General features: G+C 68.2%; 15 protein-coding genes and 1 pseudogene. 8 read left to right on the forward strand and 8 right to left on the reverse strand.

The genetic code is table 11. The features are described 5' to 3' along the window. The 3 genes from IE226_RS42130 to IE226_RS42140 all read right to left on the reverse strand — a co-directional run. Window positions 1-3,275: DNA repair ATPase (locus tag IE226_RS42130; RefSeq protein WP_190086829.1), on the reverse strand; the 3,275-nt coding region annotated here is incomplete at its 3' end. A 116-nt stretch (window positions 3,276-3,391) separates the two neighbouring features. Then, window positions 3,392-5,416, reverse strand: a complete 2,025-nt coding sequence (locus tag IE226_RS42135) for an SPFH domain-containing protein (protein ID WP_190086830.1) — start codon at window positions 5,414-5,416, stop codon at window positions 3,392-3,394. 83 nt (window positions 5,417-5,499) lie between these two features. Beyond that, window positions 5,500-6,132 (reverse strand): hypothetical protein, encoded by a 633-nt coding sequence (locus IE226_RS42140; RefSeq protein ID WP_190086831.1) that lies wholly within the window; start codon window positions 6,130-6,132, stop codon window positions 5,500-5,502. A gap of 363 nt (window positions 6,133-6,495) precedes the next feature. Between IE226_RS42140 and IE226_RS42145 the strand changes: the two genes are divergently transcribed. From IE226_RS42145 to IE226_RS42155, 3 genes are all read left to right on the forward strand, one after another. Then, complete coding sequence (locus IE226_RS42145) at window positions 6,496-6,825, forward strand: STAS domain-containing protein (RefSeq protein ID WP_190086832.1); 330 nt, start codon at window positions 6,496-6,498, stop codon at window positions 6,823-6,825. Window positions 6,826-7,140: 315 nt separating this feature from the next. Then, window positions 7,141-7,578 (forward strand): NfeD family protein, encoded by a 438-nt coding sequence (locus IE226_RS42150; protein ID WP_190086833.1) that lies wholly within the window; start codon window positions 7,141-7,143, stop codon window positions 7,576-7,578. A gap of 29 nt (window positions 7,579-7,607) precedes the next feature. Then, on the forward strand, window positions 7,608-8,717 hold the full coding sequence (locus tag IE226_RS42155) for an SPFH domain-containing protein (RefSeq protein WP_190086834.1): 1,110 nt from the start codon (window positions 7,608-7,610) through the stop codon (window positions 8,715-8,717). Window positions 8,718-8,757: 40 nt separating this feature from the next. Here the strand turns inward: IE226_RS42155 and IE226_RS42160 are convergent, their stop codons facing one another. The 3 genes from IE226_RS42160 to IE226_RS42170 all read right to left on the reverse strand — a co-directional run bounded on the left by IE226_RS42160 (window position 8,758) and on the right by IE226_RS42170 (window position 12,125). Next, window positions 8,758-9,021 carry a hypothetical protein gene (locus IE226_RS42160; RefSeq protein WP_190086835.1) on the reverse strand — a complete coding sequence of 88 codons (264 nt, stop codon included), beginning with the start codon at window positions 9,019-9,021 and terminating at the stop codon, window positions 8,758-8,760. 13 nt (window positions 9,022-9,034) lie between these two features. After that, window positions 9,035-10,333, reverse strand: coding sequence for a Na+/H+ antiporter NhaA (gene nhaA, locus IE226_RS42165; RefSeq protein ID WP_190086836.1), 1,299 nt, complete (start codon window positions 10,331-10,333; stop codon window positions 9,035-9,037). Window positions 10,334-10,592: 259 nt separating this feature from the next. Further along, window positions 10,593-12,125 (reverse strand): alanine/glycine:cation symporter family protein, encoded by a 1,533-nt coding sequence (locus tag IE226_RS42170; protein ID WP_190086837.1) that lies wholly within the window; start codon window positions 12,123-12,125, stop codon window positions 10,593-10,595. Between the two features lie 746 nt (window positions 12,126-12,871). Between IE226_RS42170 and IE226_RS42175 the strand changes: the two genes are divergently transcribed. Continuing rightward, window positions 12,872-13,045 (forward strand): hypothetical protein, encoded by a 174-nt coding sequence (locus tag IE226_RS42175; protein ID WP_190086838.1) that lies wholly within the window; start codon window positions 12,872-12,874, stop codon window positions 13,043-13,045. A gap of 33 nt (window positions 13,046-13,078) precedes the next feature. Here the strand turns inward: IE226_RS42175 and IE226_RS42180 are convergent, their stop codons facing one another. Further along, window positions 13,079-13,675: a hypothetical protein gene (locus IE226_RS42180; RefSeq protein ID WP_190086839.1), complete on the reverse strand. Its 597-nt coding sequence runs from the start codon at window positions 13,673-13,675 to the stop codon at window positions 13,079-13,081. A 1,136-nt stretch (window positions 13,676-14,811) separates the two neighbouring features. Between IE226_RS42180 and IE226_RS44685 the strand changes: the two genes are divergently transcribed. From IE226_RS44685 to IE226_RS42195, 4 genes and pseudogenes are all read left to right on the forward strand, one after another. After that, window positions 14,812-14,982 (forward strand): hypothetical protein, encoded by a 171-nt coding sequence (locus IE226_RS44685; RefSeq protein ID WP_229871944.1) that lies wholly within the window; start codon window positions 14,812-14,814, stop codon window positions 14,980-14,982. A 131-nt stretch (window positions 14,983-15,113) separates the two neighbouring features. After that, window positions 15,114-15,281, forward strand: coding sequence for a hypothetical protein (locus IE226_RS42185; protein ID WP_190086840.1), 168 nt, complete (start codon window positions 15,114-15,116; stop codon window positions 15,279-15,281). A gap of 269 nt (window positions 15,282-15,550) precedes the next feature. Further along, window positions 15,551-16,254, forward strand: a pseudogene (locus IE226_RS42190) (chloride channel protein); the annotation flags it as partial. Window positions 16,255-16,355: 101 nt separating this feature from the next. After that, a complete protein-coding gene (locus IE226_RS42195; RefSeq protein WP_268251327.1) occupies window positions 16,356-16,742 on the forward strand; it encodes a DUF1929 domain-containing protein in 387 nt (128 codons plus the stop codon). Here the strand turns inward: IE226_RS42195 and IE226_RS42200 are convergent. After that, the gene (locus IE226_RS42200) at window positions 16,636-17,193 is read right to left on the reverse strand and encodes a hypothetical protein (RefSeq protein ID WP_373307115.1); all 558 of its coding nucleotides are present in this window, start codon (window positions 17,191-17,193) and stop codon (window positions 16,636-16,638) included. The genes IE226_RS42195 and IE226_RS42200 overlap by 107 nt on opposite strands. Between the last annotated feature and the right edge of the window lie 290 nt (window positions 17,194-17,483).

The following is a 17,483-nucleotide window of genomic DNA, read 5'->3' on the forward strand; positions in this document are numbered from 1 at the left end:
TGCCGCCGCACACCGAGGTCGGAGATACCCGCGAGGTCCTCCTCGTATGCCGAACTGGCCATGGCACGGCGGCACTTGTCCAGGAAGGTGCGGGTGTGCGTCTTGGTGACGAAACCCGCCGGCCCGGTGGTGAGCTCCTCGAAGAGGTATGCGGCAGCCGGTCCGCCGACCCGCTCGGCAAGTTCCGCGCACAGGTCGTCGATGGCGGGCGCGAGGCCGAAGGTGTCACGGGCGCGGGCGAGCGACACCGCGCGCCGCTGCCAGAGGTCACGCTCCCCCAACTGCGTTCCGTGCGCCCAGAACAGTTGGGCCGCCGCGCGCGCCTCGGGCGTGTGCCGCAGGAGGCCCGCGCCGTCGTGGAGGCGCAGCAGGGCACCGAGGATCAGGGTCGCGTCGTGGTCGTGGACACCGCGCTCATACCCTTCGTCGTACGAGGCTTCCGCCGCCGCGCGTACGAGGCCCGGCAGGTCATCGCAGTCCAGGAGAACCTCGGGTCCGTGCTCGGCCAGGAGGCGGGCGGCGAGGTGTTCGGCACGGTAGACCTCGGCGGTCTCGGACGGCAGCAGCTGGCTCCAGTAGGGACGCAGTGCGGTGAAGGACGGGTCGGAGACCGACGAACGGTAATCGGTGCCGGTGAGCGCGAAGGCCATGTTGTCGCCGTCCGCAGCCGGGACAAGGGTGAGGTCCAGGGGCTGGGTGTTGACCGCGAAGCGGTGGCGGCCCAGGCGGATGGTGTCGCCGCCGTCCGCGTACAGCTCGGTACGGTCGCGCAGCGAGCGAGCGGCCTCCTGGCGGGCGGCCTTCAGACGCCCTTCCAGTTCCTCGGCCCGCACCTGGTCGTCGAGTTCGCGCAGTTCGTCGATGGTGCGGCGGACCTTGCCGACCATCGGGTCGGAGGCGAAGTACGTGCTGATCTCGTCCGCGGAGGCGAGCACGGCCAGGCGGCGCCCGACGGTGTCCAGGACGCGGGTGGCGGAGACGGCGAGGCGTTCGGCGTGCCGGGCGCGGGAGTCGGCGAGCGTCTGCTTGCGCAAGGCGAACGCGTCGTACACCTCGGTGCGCTTGGCGTCGAGTTCGGCGAGGAACTCGTCCGAGCCGACGAACCGCCCTTCCAGATTCTCCAGTTGGAGGAGGAGGCGGGCGAGTTGGTCATCGCAGGTCCCGGGAGTCGTGGCCGCGGCGAGGGCGCCGGTGACTGCCTGGCCGAGCAGGGAGAACTCGGCGGCGAACTCGGCCCGCCCCTCGTGCGCGGTCAGTTCGCGGCGCCGGGCCTCCAGCGTGGCACGGGCCCGGTTGACGCCCGCGAGTACCGCCGCGACGCGCTCCAGGATGCCCGTGCGGACGGTGGCGTCGCCGACGTCGAGACCGGCGACGACCTCGGTGACGGTCTGGAGCTGCTCGGTCAGTTCCTGCAGCCGGTCCGCGAGGGGGGCCGCCTCGGCGACCGTGGTAAGTGCGCCGGCATCGGCGGTCAGCTCCTCGATCCCGGCGTGGTGGGCGGCGAAGGCGTCCGGGCGCTCCAGGAAGGCGACGGCCCGCTGCCCGGCCGATGCGATGTCGGCCGCCAGGTCCCCGGCCAGCGCGTCGATGCGCTCACCGTCGGCATACCGCATGTCCTTCAGGGTCAGCAAATGCCCCTGCGCGCGCCGTAGTTCCGTGATCCGCTCCACCCATTCGGGCGCATCGCGCGGGGCCTCCCCGCGGATGCGGCGAACGAGAGCGGCAATGCGTGCGGCCGAATCAGTGAGCGCGTCCGTGGCCCGCCGGGTCAGGGCCAGCACAGTGGCGAACTCCGCGACCACCTGCTCGGCCGTCTCGCGCACAGCGTTCAGCGGCTCCCCCAGACCCCCCGCCTCGCCGTCACCGAACCAGTGGAAGGAGTCGGCGGCCCGTACACAGGCCGCGGCGAGCGCCTCGTACACCTCGGAGGTGGGTGTGGTCTCGGTGACGGACCGGGCGATGGAGAGGCAGTCGGAGATGCCCCGTACGAGGTCCGCGTTGCCGATGCGCGCCAGCGGGCCCTCCCCCGCCGGGCGGGCGGCGACATAGGTGTCGGAGACGTAGGGCGACTGCCACCGCTGCAGCGGGTGGACGCGTGCGGGTCCCGTGGTGTCGACGCGCAGGACGGCCAGCAGGCCGTCGTCGAAGAGCGCGTACCCGTGGCAGGACAGCGGGGTGGCGATCTCCTTGCGGATCATGTTGTACGACAGGAGCAGCGTGCGCCCCTCCACGCGCGCGTGGAACGCGAAGAGGACGTCCTCACCGTTGGGCGAGCGCACCGCGCGCTCGAACTCCAGGCCGCCGGTGTCCAGGGCGTCGAAGGTCTTGTACGTCCCCGTGGCCAGGTAGTAGCCCCCGGGGAAGACGATGCCCTGGTCGTCGGGCAGGCGCCGGCATGCCTGCCCGATGCCGTCCAGGCGTATGACGTGCCGGGTGAGGGTGTTGAAGACGAGGTGGCGCCAGCCGCCTTCCTTGTAGGGGCGCACGCGCAGCAGGATCAGCGTGCCCACGCGCGCGTGGAACACGTCCGCGTCGGCGAGGGACTGCAGCGGTTCTTCGACCGGCTCCTCGTAGACCCCCTCCCCTGTCTCGGTGTCGTTCTCGACCTTGACGGTGAGGGTGCCGCCGACGGTCCCGACGAAGATCTCGCCGCCTATGGAGATGTGCGGGTGGCGGCCCGGGACGTGGTCCTCGCGGGTCGCCTCGGTCCAGGTGAAGTCGTGCGAGGACGGGAAGACGTGGTCGCGCTCGCCGCGCGCGTCCAGGAACTCGACCCGACCGTCGGCGGAGAGCACCCAGCGAAGGACCCGGATGTCCTCGGCCTTCTCGCCGGTCCTGAATACGGCGAGGACCTTGCCGTCGACGTGCCGGAGCTGGAGGAGCCGTGCGTCGCGGTAGTAGCGGAAGAGCGCGGCGAACTCTCGGACGAAGTCCGGGTCGTCCAGAAGTCCGGGGACGGCGTCGTCGGGAAGGCGGTTCAGGTCGCGGTCGTGCAGCGCGAGGATGTCCCCGATGGCGGTCTCGGGCTTGTGGCCGACGTGGACGTGGTAGCCGAAGAGCAGGGTGTCACCGACGGCGATGATGTCGCGGGATACGGATGTCTGCTCGGTGCGGATGCTGTCGGTGCCGGTGAGCGTGAGCTCGGTGGAGCCGAAGGCGGCCACACGCCGGTCGTTGAGAGCCGTGGCGCGATCGGCCAGCTGCCGGGCCTGCACCGCCAGACGGTCGCGCAGCACCTCGTATGTTCCCGCATCCAGACCGGTCCCGCTATCCATCTCCGGCTCCCCTTCATGTGTGTCCTGTGCCTGCGGTGCCGTCCGGCACGGCACGTGCCGGACGGTGGAAAGGCCGGGACCGCTCACCCCCGTGGAGCAGTCCCGGCCAGTCTCGGTCAGCTCTTGAGAGAGCCGTTCAGGGAGCCGTCCAGTTCGGCGATCGGCATGTCGGAAAGACCCAACTGGCCGGCCTTGTCCAGCAGTTCGCGCAGCTGCCCGGCCTGCTCGCCTCCGCCCTTCATGAGCTTCATCAGCAGGGCGGAGACGGTGAGGTTCTGCATGTCGGCGGTGGAGACGGAGCCGAGTATCCGGCTGAGGTCATCGGTGAAGCTCGCGGTGCCATCCAGCCACGGCCCTGCCAGTGCCTGGGCCGTCTCGGAGTTCTGCATGAACCCGTCGACGCTCTTGCCGAGCGAGACCGACGACATCAGGCGGTCGAAGAAGACCGACTCACCGCCGACGATGCTGATGTCGGCGTTTTCGAGGCCGGTGGCCAGAACCGTGGCCTGTGCCTCGGCGACCTGCCGTTGCACCTCGAGGCCCGCCAGACGGATGTCCTTCTCCGCCTCCAGGCGCAGCCTGTACTCCTCGTGGGTGCGGGACGCCTCGTCCAGGGCCGCCATCGCGGCCGCCTTCTCGGTCAGCCCCGCCGCCTCGGCCTTCAGCTTCGCCTCCACACCTTCGGCCTCCGCGCGCATCCGGGCCTCGGTCGCCTCGGCCTCCGCACGGCCCGCCTTCTCGATGACGTCGGCTTCCTTCTCGCGGACCTGGACCTCGGCGAGCCCGGCCGCCGCCGCCTCTGCCTGTACGCCTTCTGCGAGACGCAGCTTGGCCTGCGCGTCCAGGTCGGAGGCCTTCAGCCGGGCCTCGGCCAGGGTGATCTCCTCGGCCGCCCGGTGGGTGGCGGCCTGCTCGGCGGCCTCGGCGGCCTTGATGCTCTTGACCAGGCCTTCCTGCGCCTCCGCCTCGGCGGCGATGATCACGGTCTGCCGCCCGCGCTCCGCCTCCTCCACAGCCCGGAGCTTTTTGATGGATTCCTCCTGCTCGGCGACCGTGCGGTCCACGGCCACCCGCTCGCGGACCACCTCGGCGATCTCGCGCTTCTCCGCCTCGACCTCCTTTTCGGCGGCGATACGGGTCAGCTCCGTCTCCCGCTCCCTGGCAATGACTTCGAGCAGACGGTCCTTCTCGATGCGCTCGTTCTCGATGGCGATGACCCGCTCGCGGTTCTTCTGGGCGACGGCGACCTCACGGGCCTGGTTCTCCCGCTGCACGCCGAGCTTCTCCTCGGTGAGGAGGAACGCTCCCTGCGAACGCAGGCGCTCCTCCTCCACCACCCGCGCCGTCTCGGCCTCCTCACGGGCCCGGACGGTATCGACCTCACGCTTCTGCTTGATCTCGGCGTCCGCCTGGCGGCGCTCCAGCTCCAAAATGGCCTCGCGGGCGTCGACGTTCTGCCGGGTGATCTCCTTCTCCTCGTGCCGCGTGAACTCGTTGGTGCGTACGTGCTCGACAGCCGTCAGTTCGGTGATCTTCCGGATGCCTTGCGCGTCCAAGATGTTGGACGGGTCAAGCTGGGCAAGCGGCGTCTGCTCCAGGTAGTCGATCGCCGCATCCTCCAGGCTGTAGCCGTTCAGATCGGTGCCGATGACCTGGATGATGCGGTCGCGCAGCTCGTCACGCTTGGTGTAGAGGTCGGCGAAGTCCATCTGCTTGCCGACCGTCTTCAGCGCCTCGGAGAACTTCGCGTTGAACAGCTCCTGCAGCGTGTTCTGGTCGCTCGCTCGCGCTGTGCCGATTGCCTGCGCGACCCGGATGACGTCCTCGATGGTCTTGTTGACCCGCACGAAGAACGAGATACGGATGTCGGCGCGAATGTTGTCCCGGCAGATCAGGCCGTCACGTCCGGTCCGCATGATGTCGATGGTCTTCACCGAGATGTCCATCACCTCGGCCTTGTGCAGCACGGGCAGGACGACCTGACCGGTGAAGGTCACATCGACCTTCCGCATTTTGGAGACGATCAGCGCCTTGCCCTGCTCCACCTTGCGGAACAAGCGGGTGACCGTGAACAGCAGAACGATGACGATGAGCAGGACAGCGGCGACGGACACGCCGATGCCCAGGGTGATGGCATCCATGTGAAGTCCTCAAGATTCCCGGGCATCGGGGCCCGGTGAGCGAGTGGAGCGAACAGGGCGACGCAGGCGTTCGGGCCAGGCGGTCAGTCGTGGCCGCGGCGCGGGCGGCCGGGGTCCAACGACGCCGCGTAGGGCGCGACCCAGAAGAACTCGCCGGCATCGTCGTAGGCGTACAGCAGCGCTCTGCTGCCGGCGGTCAGCGCACCTTCGCGGGCCCGCGGGTTCTGCCTGACCTGTACGAGGGCGACAGCGCCGTCCCCGGCCGTGACCTCCGCCTGGCCGAAGCCCTCGTCCACCCGCCCCGTGCGGATGGTGCAGAGCGACCCGATGAAGTCATGCCGGGACGGCCCCGGTCCATCGGGGAAGAGCTTCGCCAAGGGGCGTACGAGAACGCGTGCGGCCCCCCAGCCCGTTGGTACGGAGACGAGTAGCAGCACGAGGCCGGTCGCCGTATGGGCGAGCCCAGTCAGACCGGCTCTGGCGATGAGCACGGACCCGGCAAGGGTGGTGAACCACGCCACCACGACCGCCATCGAGGCCGCCACGGTGACCGGCACGCCGCAAAGACCCGCCACGTCGCGGTCCGCGTCCGGATCCAAACCGTCCGCCTCGGCCCCGCCGAACAGGACGAGCAGCCAGAAGCCGAGGACGACGACCAGGGCAGAGGTGAAGACGAGGGTCGGAAAACCCGTGGCTGCCTCGAGAAACTCCGACATGCCTCACCCCCTTGACGCTTCCGCAGCTCGGACCTCGGCGCCGCATTACGCTTCCGCAATCCGGCACCGGGGTCAGGCCCCCGTTCCTGCCAGACCCATACTGGCCTGCCGGGCACCAGCAACTCACTGCCGTGTTCCGGCAGTCTTTACGCGCTGTTGATGCCGGGCGGGACATGGTCTGCCACCGCCCTGAACGGCCGTGCTCCCTCGCACGTCCTGAGACACCCGCCGGACGTCCTAAGCTCCGCGCGGTGCACCGGCCGTACATCTGTGGGCGTATTCGGGGAGCGGGACGTAGCGTGGTGCACAGGTGTGCCGGGAAGTCTGGTCGGCGATCGTGTCCCGCTGCCCTCTGGAGCTGCAATGCCCCGCTTCCGACTCCGCCGACGATCCGAACCAAAGCAGGAGCACGCACACACATCGGTCCGTCTGCGCGGCGAGATCAGCGGCGTAAACGCCGCCTCCACCGGACGACTGCTGGTTAACGCGCTCACCCCCGGACTGGAAGTCCTGGAAGTGGACCTGGGGAGGGTCACATACCTCAGCCCGGATGGCTGCATGGCGCTCTTCTCGGCGCTGGTGGCGGCCCGTGAGAGGGACACGCGCCTGATCGTCACACACGCCGACAAGAGAGCGACGGCGACACTGGGCCGGATCGGCTTCTTCCGTGCCCTGGCTGACCCCGAAGGATGAGAGGCGCCTCTCGCCGCAGTTCGCCAGTCGCAGCAGCCATTGTCGGGAACGATCAGGAAATAGCTGGACCGCTGCGGGACGGTGGCGACTCCCTGACACCGACATCCAAGCGCTCAAGCTCCTGTCAGGAATCTGTCAATGCCTTATCAAGAACGTGCAGGGTCCCGTCGGTGTGCTGGCAGCCCCAACGGCTGCAGGTAGCTTTTCAGTTCGCGTGAAGGCAGGAGTTGCACGTAATCGGGCGTGATAATTCTGTTCTGTCAGGGTTCGGGAAGGTAGCTTGGAAGCAGAGTCCCCCTGAGGGAGGCCGATCCGATGCCGTGGTTCCTATGGCTTCTCACCGCCGCGGCGCTTGGGGCCGTGGAGTTTTTCACCCTGACGCTCGTTTTCGGGTTGCTGGCGGGTGCTGCACTGGTGGCCGCCGTAGTCGCCGGTGTAGGTATCGGCATTCTCGGTCAGCTCGTCGCCCTCGCAGCGACAGGGGTAGCGGGTCTGGTGATCATCCGTCCCATTGCGCTGCGGCACATGGCACAGCCACCCCTGACACGCGAGGGCAGCGACGGTCTGATCGGCAAGCGTGCCGAGGTGATGCAGGAGGTCACGGCGACCTGCGGCCTGATCAAACTGTCCGGCGAAGACTGGTCCGCCCGCGCCCTCGACGAAAGTCATGTGATCCCGGTGGGCAGGCTGGTGGACGTGATGGAGATCGAAGGTGCCACCGCCATCGTCTATCCCCGCGAACTCCTTCCGTGAACGGCTGAACCTCTAGCAATGGAGGAAGTGTGGATCCGGTTGCCATCGTGCTTCTTTTGACGACGCTCGTTGTCGTCTTCCTCGTGGCCTCTACTGTGCGGATCGTCCCGCAGGCGCGCCGCTACAACGTCGAGCGCTTCGGCCGATATCGCCGGACGCTGCAGCCCGGCCTTAATTTCGTCATGCCGGTAGCCGACCGCATCAACACCAAACTCGACGTACGCGAGCAGGTGTACTCGTCCCAGCCCAAGCCGGTGATCACCGAGGACAACCTCGTGGTCAACATCGACACCGTGCTCTACTACCAAGTCACTGACCCGCGGTCGGCGGCGTACGAGGTCGCTGACTACCTGCAGGCGATCGACCAGCTCACCGTGACCACACTGCGCAACGTCATCGGCAGCATGGATCTGGAGGGAACGCTCACCTCGCGTGAGCGGATCAACGCCCAGCTTCGCACCGTCCTCGACGAGGCCACCGGCAAGTGGGGCATCCGGGTCAACCGCGTCGAGATCAAGGCCATCGATCCGCCCCAGACCATCAAAGAAGCGATGGAAAAGCAGATGCGGGCCGAACGTGACAAGCGCGCGGCCATCCTGCACGCCGAAGGGGAACGGCAAGCCAAAATCCTGACCGCGGAAGGTACGAAGCAGAAGGACATCCTCGAAGCACAGGGCACGCAACAAGCCATGATCTTGCGGGCGGACGGCGAGGCCAAGGCGGTCGAGCGTGTCTTCCAGGCCGTCCACCGCAACAATGCCGATCCGAAGATCCTGGCCTACAAGTACCTCGAGACGCTCCCGCACTTGGCGAACAGCGACAACAACACGTTCTGGGTGATCCCGGGAGAGCTGACCGAGGCGGTCCGCACCGTCACCACCGCGTTCGGCGATCACTCGGCGATGGGGCTTCCGACACCTCCACAGCCCGAAGAAGCAACCACCGCGAACTCCGCGCAGCGCTCGGATGGAGGCAGAGCTCCAGAGCCCGAGGCGGAATCGAGGCCCCCACTCGATGCCGTAACGGCCGTAGACGAGGCCACAAAGCAAGCCGCCGCCGCGGTGAACGACGCCAAGGCCGAGGCCGAGGCGGCGCGGACGCCGACGGTGCCGCGCCGGGCCAAGAGGTCCGACGACTAAAGCCCTTCTCACCGCTGGGGACGGACACGTTCCGCCAGGATCAGGGGCCGGGGCGGCGCCCTCCGATCAGGTAAGCCACCAGTAGTCCTACCAGTCCCGCCCACGCGACCGCGCCGTGTCCCGCGTAGGACCAACCCATGGCCCCTAGGCAGAAGGCCGCCGCCGCACCGGAGAGCATGGCCTCGCCATCGGTGACGAAGGCCCATTCCCGGCGAGCGCTGCCAGGGGCGCGGATCTCAGCCAAGGCCGTTTTGATGACCAGGGCGGCGGCGATGACCGCCACGGGCAGTACGGAGGCGTCCATGAGGGGCTTCCTGTCAGCGCTCGGCGGTATCGGCCCGCTGGTAAATGTCGGGGATGCCGTCGTGGTCGTCGTCACGGGTCTCCTCGTCGTACAGGCGCCGGTACACGCCGTTTCGCCGCTTGATGAGGAGAGTCGCCAGGCCGGCGGCTATGAGGGAGCCGATCAGAACCGCGGCTTTGATGTGCTCGGCGGTGGACGGGTCGGGGAAGGCGAGTTCGCCGATGAGCAGGGCGACGGTGAAGCCGATTCCGGCCAGCACCGCGAGGGCGAAGACGTCCGCCCAGGCGAGATCCGGGTTCAGCTTGGCCCGGGTGAAGCGGGCGGCGAGATAGGTGCCGACGAAAATGCCGAAGGTCTTGCCGATGACGAGGCCCAGAACCACACCCAGCGGCTCCGGCCGGGTGAACACTTCTCCCAGGGCCGCGCCCGAGACGCCGACACCGGCGGCGAACAGCGCGAACAGGGGAACCGCGACGCCCGCGGAAACAGGGTGGAGCAGGTGGGAGGTCCGTTCGGCGGGCGATGCGCTCTCACTCTTGTCGCGGGTGGTGCGCAGGATCAGGCCGATGGCGACGCCGGCAACGGTGGCGTGGACGCCGCCGTTGTACATCAGCGCCCAGGTGACGAGGCCGAGCGGGACGTACCACCACCAGCCGTGTACGCGGAAGCGCTGGAGGGCGTAGATGACGGCGAGTCCGGCGAAGGCCCCGCCGAGAGCGGCGAAGTTCAGGTCGCTGGTGAAGAAGACCGCGATGATCAGGATCGCGCCGAGGTCGTCGACGACGGCAAGGGTGAGCAGGAAGGCCCGGAGCGCGGCAGGAAGGTGAGTGCTCAGGACGGCCAGGACCGCCAGCGCGAAGGCGATGTCGGTGGCCATCGGAACAGCCCAGCCCTTCGCGCTGCCCCCTCCGGCCGTGATGGTGAACGTGTAGACGGCGGCGGGCACGATCATGCCGCAGAAGGCGGCGATGACCGGCAGCGCCGCGGTGGCGGGGGTGCGGAGCTCGCCGACGACCAGTTCCCGTTTGAGTTCGATACCGGCGACCAGGAAGAAGATGGCCAGCAGTCCGTCGGCGGTCCAGTGCTGCACGGACAGGTCCAGGCCGAGGGCGGGTATGCCGAAGTGGAAGTCGCGTATCTGCTCGTATACCCCGCTCCACGGGGTGTTCGCCCACACCAGCGCCACGACGGCGGCGGCGAGGAGCACCAGTCCGCCCACTGTCTCCGTCCTGAGCGCCTGCACGACTGCGTTGCGCTCCGGCAGCGGCAGGAGGCCGAGGAAGGGAGAACGCTCACGGGGCGCGGCAGCCATCGGGGAAACCTCCAGGGCATCGACATGAGGGCATGAGGGCCCAAGGACGCCGACCAGACTTCCCGGCACACCACGCGCCCGATACGGCCGCCTGGGGCAGACCATTGACGCGTTCTTTACACCCTAACCGCCTTACGCGACCCCCGCCAGGCCTCATTTCACCTGCTTAAATGTGTGCTACAGCCATGGCGAACGGGCCCGTCCACACCAAGGCGCCAGGTGTGAACGGGCCCGCTCAGGAGCCGGGCCGCGGGGGCGGTCAGACGGCGGTCTTCACCGACTCCTGGTCTTCGTCACCTTCGGCGCCGGCCTTGCGAGCGCGGACGAACTCCAGGAAGGAGTTCAGCTCGCGCCTGACGACCGGGGCCAAAAGGTAGAGGCCGATGATGTTGATGACGGCGAGCATGAAGAGCACCGCGTCGGCCATGTCGATCAGGGTCTGCAGCGTCAGGAGCGATCCGGCGATCGCGAAGAGGGTGTAGACGACCTTGTACGTCAGCTCGCTGGCCTTGCTGCGGCCGAAGAGGTGCGTCCATGCCTTGAGGCCGTAGTAGCCCCACGTGAGCACGGTGGAAACGGCGAACAGCATCACCGCGACGGTGAGGATGTACGGGAACCAGGGCATGACCGTGGCGAAGGCGTCCGACGTGATGGTGACGCCACCGACGGACTCCGGGTCCTTGCGGGCCTCGGCCCAGCTGGCGGGGTCGGCGATGACGATCGTCAGCGCGGTCATCGTGCAGATGACGACGGTGTCGATGAACGGCTCAAGCAGAGCGACCAGGCCCTCGCTGGCGGGGTGCTTGGTCTTGACCGCGGAGTGCGCGATCGGCGCGGAGCCCAGGCCGGCCTCGTTGGAGAAGGCGGCCCGCTTGAATCCGATGATCAGCGCGCCGAGGACACCACCGGCGACGCCCTCAGGGTTGAACGCACCCTCGATGATCGTGCCGATCGCGGCCGGGACAGCGGTGGCGTGGACCAGGATCACGACGAGGCACGCCGCGATGTAGATGCCGGCCATGGCGGGCACGAGCCTGCTTGTGACGCTGGCGATCGAGCGGATGCCGCCGAGGAGCACGATGCCGACAAGAGCGGCGATGAGGATGCCGAAGAACAGGGCGCCTGCGGAGGAGCCCATCAGGCCGTCCTCGCCACCGGTGACGGAGACCAGCTGGGCGTAGGACTGGTTGACCTGGAAGAGGTTGCCGCCGAAGAGGCCGAAGAACAGGATCATGACGGAGGCGAGGATCCCGAGGACCTTGCCGAGCGTCTTGCCGTTCTTGCCGAAGCGGTCGGCCAGGCCCTTGGGCAGGTAGTGCATCGGGCCGCCGGAGACGGTGCCGTCGGCGTGCACCTCGCGGTACTTCACTCCCAGGGTGACCTCGACGAACTTGGTGGCCATGCCCAGCAGGCCGCACAGGATCATCCAGAAGGTGGCACCGGCGCCGCCGATGGAGACGGCGACGGCCACGCCCGCGATGTTGCCCAGACCGACGGTGCCGGAGACAGCGGCGGTCAGCGCCTGGAAGTGGTTGACCTCTCCGGCCGACCCCTTCTCGTCGTACTTCCCGCGCACCACGTCAACGGCGAGTTTGAACTTTCTGACCTGCACAAGACCGAACCAGGCGGTGAAGACCAGACCTGCGACGACGAGCCAGGCAACGATGAGGGGCAGTTCTGTGCCGGCGACGGGGACTGAGTAGAAGACGACTTCTCCGAGCCATTTGGCTATGGGCTCGAAGAATCCGCTGACGGCTTCGTCGACGGAAGTGGTGATGGAGTCGAGTGACACGGTGGCTACCTCGATGGCGCAGGACCGGCGCCGGGGATTGCGCCGGAATGATGTGCGGTTTGAGCGAACGCCGTTGTCCGATCGGCGACCACTGGCTCACGTACCGCGGATTCGGAACGTAAGCACCCTGGTCGCACTGCCGGTGGGGCCGGCCGCTCCGGCATGTGGCGAGAGGTGATGCCACCTGCGGAGTTGCGCAGTTTTACCACGACCTTTGCGATTCCTTTAGTGATGCATGTCACATAACCATGAGTAATGTTCGAAAGCGCCAGCGAACGAAACCAGACCGTTATCCAGGCAGCCTGGTCCGTTCACCGGACACCTATCCCCCGGCGAAGCCCCAGGTGCCCCTCACCCCTGCCAAGCGCGAACCATCCCCGATGGACTGGTCTTGGCCGGACGGCCCCAGGGGTTTGCGGATGAACGGCTGCACGCCGTCGCGGGGCTCCTGGAGCGGGCGGAGCCTGCTAAGGACCGAGGTCGGCCATGACCTGTCGGTCGCGAGGCGGGAACGGGAGACCAGCACGTCGGCGGTCCACAGCACGAGGTCGCCGAGCTCCAGGCGGACGGCCAAGCCGGAGCGTTGCGGTTCCGATGCTGCGTTCCCTAGAACCGGCCAGTCATCGATGAGCTCCCCTCGCGCCCCGATCTCTTGACGCACCGCCGCGCGCTGGGCCCGCTCATCCCCATCAGAGCAGGGCGGAGTCCCCCCACGGCCTGAGGAAGCAGTTCAACGGGGGCAGGTCGTGTCCTTCTTGAAGTTCGCGGGAGACGAAGCGCGGGAGATGGCTCAGGCCCTCGAGATCAGCGGTGGGGACATGAAGAGCGCCTCGAAAGAGATGGCCGGAACGGACTCCAGCAAGATCGGCCACAACGACCTCGACCCGGCGTGCGATGACTTCGCCGGCTCCCGGGACTAAAGTCCGGCGCCGAAAAGCAGAGCCGTCGGCTGCTCACCGCGTCCGGCATGGTGGCCACTCCACGCTTGCCCTGTTCAGCCGCGCGCGATGAGTGGCTTGCCTGCGACGCGTCACCGCGAGACCGATGACATAGAGCGCGAAGAGCGCCAGCCATGCCCCGCCGACGAGGAGCACACGGTCGAGCGTGTAGCCGCGGAAAGCAAGGAAGACCGCTCCCACGATCAGCAGGATCAGGAGGTTACCCAGCACCCGTCGGCTGTAGCGGCTGCAGGCGTCAAGGATCATCTGCGAGTACAGCAGGTCCACTTCAGGCTGGGCCTCCGGCAGCGGCCGCAGTCCGCCACCCGGCCGCATGCCGGGCAACGGGCCACCTAGCAGCATGCCGGGGTGGGCGGCGACAGCGGCCATGGCCCGCTCGCGGGCATCCGGGGTCCGCTGAAAAGAGAAGAACGGATTGTTCGTAGCATCAGTTGCGGGCACATGGCCCACATAGCGGTAGCCAACCTGTGCGGCGACGTAGGCAAAAGCCGCGAACGTCTTCGTGCTGACGAAGTGCGGTCGCACCGTGTATTCACTCTCGCCCTGCGACCCGGCCTTCATCAATCCGTTCAACATCCGCTGCACGTCCACGACGGTGCTTCCTCCTCCGGCCCTGGCGAGAGATGAAGGGCCATGGTGCGATGGCGATACCACCGATACGTTCGTGGCTCAGGATGAGTGCGCGCCAGCAGGGACAAGCGTGCCGAGAGGCATGTTAGGGAGCGGGGTAGCGTACGGCGGCTATTGTCATGCATTGGGACAGTCAATTTGGCTTCCGGCACGTACCCGAACCGCGGATTCGATCCGGCGCCGAACGATGTCCAAACCGTACGGGATCAGGTGTCGGCCGTCGGCCGTGTCCCCGGCAAAAGCGATGCGGCGCAGACGAACCTGAGCAAGATCGGTACTTCCGCGGCCTGTGGGTCGGCAAGTCCGCGGATGCCTTCACCGAGACGTTCGCGTCTGGCCCCCCGTACCGGAAGAAGGCGGCAGGCTCGCTCGGCACCGCGCACCGGCCCCTCTCGTCATTGCAGATGCAGCTGGGGAACTTCACGCCAGGCGACCCGTCCAAGAATTCCGTGGAGCCGACCTCCACGACTGTCCCGTTCAGGTGCGGAAGCATCGTCTTCAGCGATTCCTCACCCCCGCGGGTAGTAACTGCCTTGGCCTCCTACCTTGACCGGCTTACCGTCGGCATCTTCGAGTGGTGCACCATCCGGGACTCCCACCCCGGACAACGATCACCGATCGCGCTTCCAGAACGCCTTCCACCTCACACCAACTACGCTGACGCCAGCCGCACAACCCGTTTCCAGGATTCGGGTATAGGCCCGCCATCTACCGGCGCCTGTACGAGGAAGAGAACCGGGACGCCGACGCCGACGGCATTCCCGACATCTACCAGCGCCCGCAAGGGAGCACTGGATGAAGCGACCACCGGTCAACAGCGCCCTCCTGCGGGCGGGAGCCTGGCTCGGAGCATGTGCGCTGACCCTGACGGCCGGCGCTGTTCCGGTCTGGATCCGGTATCTGTGCCTGACCGTTGCCGCTCTCACGCTGCGTCTGGCCCCCAGTGAGGCCAGGACACTCGCCCGCAGGGGCGCCCGAACCGGGAAGAGTCCGGCTGTCGTGCACCTGCGCGGCGTACTGGACGCCTCCACCAACCCCGGGACGATGAAGGCGCTGACCTCATCTCGCCACCCACCCGACGGCCCTGGAAATCGAGCTTGCCAAGACCACTGTGCTCACCGGCGACGACACCCGAGCCATCTTCGCCGCCGCCCGCACCGCCCAGGGACACCCTCATCACCGTCCGCAACGCCAGCCTGCAGGCACGCGCGACCCTGTGCACCATCGGCCTCGACCGGCTCTTGGACCACCACGACCACACCCTCTGACTCACTTGGCCCTCTGCGATACGGCCGGCCTGCCAGGACACCGCTGCCCGGACCGCGGCAGAAAGACAACAGGCGGGCAAGTTCCCCGACTTGATTCAGCGACCGTCCCAATGATCACTGGAGATACCTCGATGTCCGACCGACCCGACAGCAACACCTCCCGCCCGCCCAGGAGGCTGCGAGCAAATCGGCAGGGGCAGGAAGCCGCGTTGCTGACCGTGCTTTCCGTCGTCAGCGTCCTCGCGTCCGGCGGCTTCGTCTGGGGCCTGTTCTTCCTGGCCGACCGCCTCAGCAGGTGAAAACCGGTCGCCCCCGGCCTCCTCAACGAAGCCCTGACAGAGCCAGGGGCCGATGAGAGAGTTCAGCGCCGGGGCGGCCACTGGACTGCGGCGGCCGGCAGGAGCCGGGCGTACTTGGTGAAGCGGCGCCGGGCCAGGAAAGCCCCACAGCCCACAGGACCAAGCTGAGGTGTTCGCCGCCCATAGCGCACCGTCAGCCCGTTCACCTGCTCGGCGAACGTGACCCGCGGGCAGTCGGATGCGTCGCAGAACCGCCGCCGTACCGTCAGCTGGCCCTGCCCGAGATGTGGGCGCGGGCTATCCCGTCCCGGAGGGCGCCAAGGAGGGGGAATACGCGATCGGGTTCCTGCTCGCCCTGCTCGTCGGCAAGATGATCGCCACCCGCCTGTCCGTCGGCATCGGCGGCTCGGGCGGCGTGTTCGCGCCGAGCCTGTTCATCGGGACGATGCTGGGCGCCGCCTTCGGCCGGGTCCGTGGGCGCGTACGCGCTGGTCGGCATGGCGGCTGTCTTCGCGGGCGCCTCCCGCGCCCCGATCACCGCCGTGGTGATCCTCTTCGAGCCCACCGGCGAGTACTCCATCATCCTGCCGCTGATGCTGGCGATCGTCACCAGCCGGGCCCTGACCCGCGACACCATCTGCGCTCTCAAGCTGCGGCGCCGCGGCATCGACCTGGAGGGACCGGCCCGAGGCGCCCTCATCGGCGCCGAGACGGTCGCTTCCGTCATGGAACCGCTGCCCGCGCCACTGGCCACCGCTCTCGAACTGACCGAAGCACCGACCGGCTGAGCCGGTCCGGGCAAGGAGCGCTGCCCGTCCCCGACCCGTCGGATACCCACGTGGGCATCACCACCGCGCGAGCGGTGGCACAAGCACTCGCCGAGCAGCCCGACGGGGCGCCGACCACCACGGGAGACCTCACCGACGTACTGCCGCACATCACCGCGGACCAGCAACTCGCTTCCGCGCTGCACGCCCCCCGAGGCAAGCCGCGCCCGAACTGCCTACCTCGTAGCGGCCCCGGCACCGTTCTGCCGAACGATGCACGCGACACCGTCCCCGGACAGTGCGGCCGGTGCCCGGTGCCCGACAGGCTCTGCACACCCCGGACGCCGCGCGCATCCAGCAGGGACATCTCATGCGGCCTGGATCCGCCACGCACAACACCGACTTCGACCAGCGTTCCATCGCCCTCGACATCACCCGCCGGGACAGGGGCGGCCCAAGCGTGAGTGTGCCGGACAACCATGCTCTCGTCCCCTCCGGCTGGTACATGTTCTTCGCCACCGACCGGGAGGGCGTCCCCTCGCAAACGGCCTGGGTGCACGTACGGCAGGCCGCCCGCCGCCGGGTGCTCAGGCTCCGTGCCCGGTTGCCTCCAGCCGGAACGAGCGCACCACCGCCACCGTGCACACGCCCACGAACACGATGGCGAGAGCGGCCAGCCAAAGTTCTGCCTTGACCAGCTCTCCCGGCGCGGCGACGCCGCGTGCGGGCACCCGCCCCCGAGGGTCGTACACCACGGGCAGGGTGTCCCCCGGCGCGATCGACGCGGCACATCCGCGCCATACCTCGGCGCCCGCCCGGACGGCACCGACGCCTTCGACCGAGCAGACGGTGCGGCCGTGCTCAGTCGTCGTCTGTACCGAGGCCACCCGTGCGGGCTCCACGAGGCCGCGATGCTGCAGCACGACCCCGGCCGCGACATCGGGCGCCATGAAGGACAGGCATGCTCCCAGCACCGCGACGAGTCCGATCAGTACACGCCCTGCTCGCAGCACCATCAGGTACAGCACCAAGGCGGCGACCACGACCACACCGAGTTCGCCGGTGACCAGCCCCCGGGGGCCGCCCCACATCCCGGCAAAGGCCGACCCGACGATCGCGGCTGCCGCAACGGTTCCGGCCAACACCCCTTCGGCCAGCAGCCTTCCGGGAACCCCGACGAACTCCGCGGGCCCCCACAAGACACTCCGCAGGTGTTCGGCGAGCCCGTCGGCAGCCGAACGACGAGCCTGTGTGTCCCGACGCTCCGCTCGCATTCCGTCCCCTCTCGTCGGCCCCGGCGATGCCGCAATCACCTTGCCGCCACACCGGCTCGCGCGCACCGATCCCGATCAGACGTCCTGGCTGGCGTCATGCTGCCGGGTCCCGGCAGCAGGACGCCAGCCCCCTCCCAAGACGCACGCGTCCGCTGCCACGC

This window comes from Streptomyces longisporoflavus (assembly GCF_014649775.1).
In the GTDB taxonomy this organism is placed as follows: domain Bacteria; phylum Actinomycetota; class Actinomycetes; order Streptomycetales; family Streptomycetaceae; genus Streptomyces; species Streptomyces longisporoflavus.